Below are 6736 nucleotides of genomic sequence, written 5' to 3'. Positions count from 1 at the left end.
GTGTGGCTTAAGAACTAAGCTATGATTAAACGCTAGAACTAAACTCTCGTCGTCAGTTGCCCAGCCTCCCAGAAGTAGTTAATTTGTGAGCGCGTGCTCTTCCCACTGTTCTGGGTTTTCATTAATAATAACTTGTAAGTCAAACCAAGTGATTACTTTACCATCTGAAAGCTCGATTTTTACATCATGTTGCCCAACATCAAATAACGTCGGCGCAAATTTTAGCGTCAATGTAGCGTCGGCCTGTTCTGCTGTTATCCATGTTTGCTCAGATTTAATAGTAACGCTAATGTTGTCGCCATCATTGTCCTGAATAGACAATTCGAGATTACCACCGTTGATAGCTAAAAAATCAACCGATTCGTTACCTGAAATAGTTGGTCCTGTGTTGGTTGCTGGCGTGGGCCGCTCTGGACCTTATGGTTGCTCAGAACTTGAAGATCCCCCACAACCAGACAAAATAAGCGCTATTGCACTTGTTAGGGCTATTTTTTATCATTATTCTCACCTGAAGACATTATAAATCATAAAATATTAAAAAATATAAACATATCATTGTGAATAACCTGCCGATATAAATACTTTCATGTAAAAGTAAAAAATAATGCAGCGACTTGAAAACTCAATGGTAATGTAGATATAGGTTTTGTGAGGTTATAAAATATTTATTGACTACGTCCCTCTGTGCCATTTTCACTTAAAACATTTGACCACTTGAGCTGTATTTCTTTTAGTTTACCATTCTCCATAATTCGCTTTTTCCCTAAATCAAATTGCTTTAACAACTTTCTACCCATTGGATTCCTTAGGGAGGCCGCTAGATACTCTTTATTACTATCAAACATAGGAAGCTTAATAATGTCGTTTTCGAGTTTATGCTGCTGAAGCACAGTATCCCAAACGCCCTCGTACCCAACAAAGCCCTCCACCCGCTTGCTCATTAGCATCTCAAACCCCTGGATGATTTCACCTACATCATATTTGTCCACGCTTTTAAGTAGCGCCCACCTTTCTCCGTAGTTAAAACCACGTATTTGCGCGATAGTCATTCCGTGTAATGCTTCAAGTGACTGCCATTCAATTGGCTGGGATTTTAGGATATACAAGCGGTAAAAAACACTATTAACATGCTCTTTAGAGTAACGATAAACTTTGAGTCGCTCTGCGCTAATACTAACTGGAAAAATTAAATCAACACGGCCAGAGTCTATGTAAGTAAGTGCCCGAGCCCATGGCACAACCCACAGCTCTACCGTATAACCCATTGAATGGAAGCTTTCGCGCACAACATCCCATGCAAACCCTTCAAAAAGCTTGCTATCTTCTCCTGGTGGGACTTTAACGACATGCGTGTCACCTTGGGCCAAAGAGCCAAATGGCTCATAATCAGGTAAGGTAATCACAGATACGGTTTTGTTTGCGGCACAGCAATAAGAGATCACAACAAGAATTACCGCAATAATTGCTCTGCACAAAAAAGACATTGTGAACCCAATAAAAGTACCCTGATTACATGAGCATAGTTAACTACCAAAAGAATAGACAAGTTTAGGGGGTGATTTAAACACCTAACCAGCACATCAATCTCTTCATAGTATAACTGAGCTATAAACAGCACAAAAAATAATGTAGATTAACAGCACAAAAAATAATGTAGATTAACAGCACAAATAATTATAAATAGCCTGTATGCAACCACAGCGACTCTTTTGCTTATGTGCAATATTACTGCTCGTCTTCGCCATCTTTCCCTGCTTTGCTAACGATGCTTTTCGACTGCCTCAACATATTCAACTTTCTAAACAAGCTGTGCATTTAAATATCGACCCTAAAAAGCAGATATTTTCTGGTGTAACGACACTTAACCTGAGCTTCACCAATCCTACTCATGTCATCTCTTATCACAGTAAAGCACTCGATATTAAAGATGTTTATCTGCAATACCAAGGCAAGCGTTACCCCCTAACAGTACAAGAACCTAATCAATATGAAATAATCAGCCACCAAGTTCCTGTAAAACTAAAAGACTCGGCTACTTTGCATATACAGTTCAGTGGTAAAGTGTCTTTACATCATGAGGGCTTGTTTAGCGCTCAAAGTGGGCAAGAACCGGCATATCTACTCACGCAATTTCAATCAATGGAAGCGAGGGGCGTTTTCCCCACATTAGATGAGCCAAATAAAAAGTCGATATTTAAATTCAGTATATCAACGCCAATAGAATATGACGTACTGCACAATACCCATATGCACTCTATTACAGTACAGCAAGCAACCAAATTAACTCAATTTAAAGCTACGCCACGGATCAACACAGATATACTGACTTTAGCCATAGGTCAGTTTAATATAAAACCATTGGGGACAAGCCGCTTCAAATCAAAAGTCTATGTGCCAAAGAGCATACCGGTAACTCTGCCAACATATTTTAATCAGATTGTGAACGACTCGGTATCGCATATTGAAGAATATTTGGACTCACCCTTTCCGTTTAAAAAGCTGGACTTTATTGTCGGTAATTATGGCAGTGTGGCCGCAATGGAGAATCTAGGTTTAGTTTCAATAAACTACAATCAGATACCCGATCCGGGCGCAACAGACATGGCACATTGCCAATTTCAAAAACTGATTGCCCATGAAGTTGCGCATAGCTGGTTTGGCAACGACATTACAATGGCTTGGTACGATGATTATTGGCTAAATGAATCCTTCACAGAATTTATTGCTGCGAAAGTTATACAAAACCTGTATCCAAACCACGATTTATGTACTTACACACCACAATCACGCGCATTCAAAGATGACAACAGCAAAGCAATGACACTTGTCTTTGAAATTAAATCTAGAAAAGATACGCTCGCGTATGGCCAATTGCATTACACCAAAGGGCGTGCTCTATTAGAAATGCTTGAACAAGCAACTGGAGAAAAAACATTTCAATCGCTTATGAGGCGCTATGTAGATTTATACCACGGTCAAAACGTCAGTACTAAACAGTTTATTAAACTGTTTGAGGACCCCAACCTACAAAACGTAATCTCTAGTTTTACGCGCCAAACTGGCTATCCGTTAGTAACCCTTACGCGTAACAACAATCAGTTTTTTATTGAACAAAAAGACTTATTTAATCGCTCCGAGCAGCTTTGGACAATTCCAGTTTCTCTGAAGCTCTGGGACGGAAGTAAAATATCTACCCATAAACTCATACTCTCAAAGCACAAGCAAAAAGTGGCTCTCAACAAAGACGTTAAGGCTGTATTTCTCGATGCCGGCGGGGTGGGTTATTTCCGATTTTTAAATCAATCAACTTATGAAAACATACCAGCACATAAGCTATCACACCTGGAAATTTCATCCTTTAACGACAACCTACAAGCGCTTGCAATTACTGGACATGTTGATTTCATGAGGTATACACAAGCGTTAGTCGCTGAGCTCAACCTTTTACAACTAGACACCCCTCGCGCGGATGAAATTGTAAGTACTTTAATCGATGCATACCTTGAACATGTGCAAATAAATAGTGTCTCTCACTATACTGCTTACTTGCAAAAGCACTTCAAACTGAATATCCAATGGCAACGAGCCCTAGAGATGCCGTATGGAAATAATTTAATGAAGCTATATGGCGTGTATATGCAAGACCCCAATGCAGTAAACACCGCAAAACGCATCTATCAATCAGGTCAACACATTGGACACCCTCACCTTAATGCAATCGTCATGACATTGGCAAAAAACTCAACAAATGAAGAATATAAATCACTCATTCGGGATTTTAGTGCAATACCTACAACTGAAAAAGAGGCATTTTTGTCTGGGCTTGGTTATGTAGATTCAGCATCCAAAACAGCGCTGTATTATGATTTACTATTGAGTGATGAAACACAAGGTATGGTCATAGACTATCGCTTTCAGTTCCCTATTTTTAATCCTGCTCTTAGAATTTCATCTGTACAGCTCATCAATGCAAGAAAAGATAAGATTTTCAACAAAGTTTCCAGCGAATCTTTGCAATGGTTTCCTTACAACTTTTTACTCGCCTGCTCAGATGAGCAAAAAGAGGCTATACACCAACTTTTTGAGAGTTGGCAATCAATTTCTGGCTTAAAGAGTAAACTGAGTATTGTGTCTGACGGTATTGAACAATGCACTCTAAATAGCGAACGAATTGGCAACAGTATTTTGGCGACTTCTCCCCACTACGAAAAGTAGTTATACGTAGTTGAGCCAAATAACAGAAATTAAAAAGGCGCTGTTTAATCAAGCAAGCGCCTTTTCGTAATGACTTGCTTTCGTCAACTTAGAAAGAATAAGAGACTCTTGCACCTACTTAAAGAACTAAATGACTAACTTTAGTCATTTAGTTCAATTAATTAGGAAACAACGCTCTTATGAAAGCCAATAAGGACTTTGACCTTATGATTTATCCAAATATGGGGCACGTACTGGACAAAAATCCATACTTTGTAAGACAGCGTTGGGATTATTTTGTACGTCATTTATTAGGCATGGAACCGCCCAAGTCATATTTAATAACTAAGTAGCTTTTGCAGATTTAAATTATTCAAAACGCTGTAGAGCAGATGTAAAAAAGCCCCAGTATTTCACTGGGGCTTTCAATTTAACTGGAAGGTGTCAAAACCTTCCCAGCTCTAATTAATATTGAGTGTAGCTTAGTTAATAGGCAGAGTTAGGGTACCCGTTTTAACTTCTGCATTACTCTTAAGCTGATAGCTGTAATAAACTGTCACTGAGTTTGCGTTACCAGTTTTGTTATCTGACAGCGATAAATATTGAGTATCATAAGATCTTGTCATGCGGTAATAGCCATTCTCTACATTAGCACCAGCACTAAAGCCCCAATAAGTTTCATTGTGTGCAACATTGGCCACATACTCACGATAATTGTTGTATTGATAACCGTTTCCGACGACCTCAACCTCTATAGGGTTTTCATTAGTGACTGACGTATTGTTCATTACATATGAATCAATTCTAAGCGTAAGGTTTTCTACTGAATTAAGATTTTGCGGCAGAATCAAACGTACGTCATTAGAATAATCAGTTGCTGTTGAGGTAACACCAGCGCTATTAGCAGCAACGATTGGCGTGCCGTCTGTAGTAAAGTTAAAGTTATCTGCAGTTAGGGTATTTATATCAAAATCAGTACCTTTCGAAAGGTAGTAATGTGACACATAAACTCCAGCATCTTCAGTTTCACCTGAAACTAGATTCTTGATAGAACTAACATTCACTCGATATTCATAGTTAGCCTCGAACTCGCCATCTGCTGTGATAGTTAATCGCGTGTTATCCAAATCTAAAACCGCATTATAAGCTACATCTGTTGAAGTTGTTTCGGCATAACTCGTGCCACCGCCAGAAACTACAACTCGGTTTGAAGCCTGAGTTGAAATACCGCCTTCCACAAGTTCAACCGGAACGTTGAAATAGATTTGGACTGCATTGTCTTCTAAGCTCTTAGCTGCTACGGTTTTTACAGCCTGCGCGCTCGCTTCAGAAGGAATAAAACTTTCTAAGCTAGTAACAATGTTTAAGGTATTATCAGATAACTCAGCTTGATAATGACCATTGTCACTGTAAACGCTATATGCCGAGTTATATTCATTGTAATTAACTCTAACGTTTCTTGATTGGTAAACAACCCCATCCGCTTCAAAGCTAGGGATCATTAGCGCTAACTCACCGAAGAAGTTCGCTTCAACAGCATACTGCTTAGACGCTTCATCATACACTGCATTGTCAGCACCACGATCATTGCCTTCAACAACCACACGTCTTACTTTCATTTCATTGCCTGACTCATCTAATACTGTTAGAGCAACGGTGAATTCATGTGCGTTGATAGCGTCTAAATAAATCTGGTGAGTCGAGTCTACATTTGCTGCACGCGCCAACATAGCGTGTCCGTTATTGGTTGTGTGAAGCGTTTCATGTCTGTAATCAACGTTGCCGTCGTTGTCAACATCTGCCGAAAACAGTAAATCAACAGGTAAGTCTTTAGCGACTTGAATTTGGTACACGCCCTTTTCTTCATTGAATGTCGCTTTTGTTGCAAATTCCTCATTTGCAAAATTTACAAACTGAAGGTTTTTCCAAGAGTTGTGCGTTGCGATAAGGTCATCAGCCCAAATAGTCAGACCTTTTACAACCTCTTCACTCTTTGAGTCTAAGATACTAAACTCTTTTGTAACACCTTCTGAAACTTCTAGGTTTAGTAGATCAATTGTCGAGTCTACACCTGCAGCAACATAGCCACTTGTGGTTGTCATAAAGTGTCTAGTCAAAAACGCATTGCTTTCACTTGCTACTCTAACAACAATATCTCGACTTGCTGGTAAGCCATCAATACTAAAAGTACCGTCTTCAGAAACTGAAACGGCAGCAGTCCATGCGTTATTCACAAATACACTTACTTTGGCATCTGCAACAGTTACACCTTCAGTAGCGGATGCTACTTTACCAACAACAACCGCAGGCGCTTCTGTGTTTGCTTGCTGTTCTTTTAGTATGTCAACTTGCTGCTGTAAAATCTGGTTTTGGCTATCAAGACGATCTGCAACTTCTTTATTACTATCGTCTTCAACTTCTAAACAACCAGTTAGTGTAAAACAAGTAGCTAGTCCTAGGGCAACTTTTGAATATTTAAACATTAATATCTTCCTGTATTAACTTTATATCATTTTGTAATCGGCGAGTATTAGAACATAAC

4 protein-coding genes are annotated in these 6736 nt (G+C 39.2%); 1 reads left to right on the top strand and 3 read right to left on the bottom strand.

Annotated elements, in window-relative coordinates; translation table 11 throughout:
- Positions 1-78: 78 nt before the first annotated feature.
- Positions 79-321, bottom strand: a complete 243-nt coding sequence (locus N482_RS01980) for a hypothetical protein (protein WP_063375491.1) — start codon at positions 319-321, stop codon at positions 79-81.
- A gap of 344 nt (positions 322-665) precedes the next feature.
- The gene (locus N482_RS01975) at positions 666-1484 is read right to left on the bottom strand and encodes a substrate-binding periplasmic protein (RefSeq protein ID WP_063375490.1); all 819 of its coding nucleotides are present in this window, start codon (positions 1482-1484) and stop codon (positions 666-668) included.
- A gap of 205 nt (positions 1485-1689) precedes the next feature.
- Between N482_RS01975 and N482_RS01970 the strand changes: the two genes are divergently transcribed.
- A complete protein-coding gene (locus tag N482_RS01970; RefSeq protein ID WP_063375489.1) occupies positions 1690-4215 on the top strand; it encodes a M1 family aminopeptidase in 2526 nt (841 codons plus the stop codon).
- Positions 4216-4676: 461 nt separating this feature from the next.
- On the opposite strand, the gene N482_RS01965 is transcribed toward N482_RS01970, so the two are convergent.
- Complete coding sequence (locus tag N482_RS01965; RefSeq protein WP_063375488.1) at positions 4677-6677, bottom strand: hypothetical protein; 2001 nt, start codon at positions 6675-6677, stop codon at positions 4677-4679.
- Positions 6678-6736: the final 59 nt, after the last annotated feature.

Origin of the sequence: Pseudoalteromonas luteoviolacea NCIMB 1942 (assembly GCF_001625595.1) — a bacterium.
In the GTDB taxonomy this organism is placed as follows: domain Bacteria; phylum Pseudomonadota; class Gammaproteobacteria; order Enterobacterales; family Alteromonadaceae; genus Pseudoalteromonas; species Pseudoalteromonas luteoviolacea_A.
The sequence above is the reverse complement of the archived record's forward strand: the minus strand, read 5'-3'. Positions and strand labels throughout refer to the sequence as shown.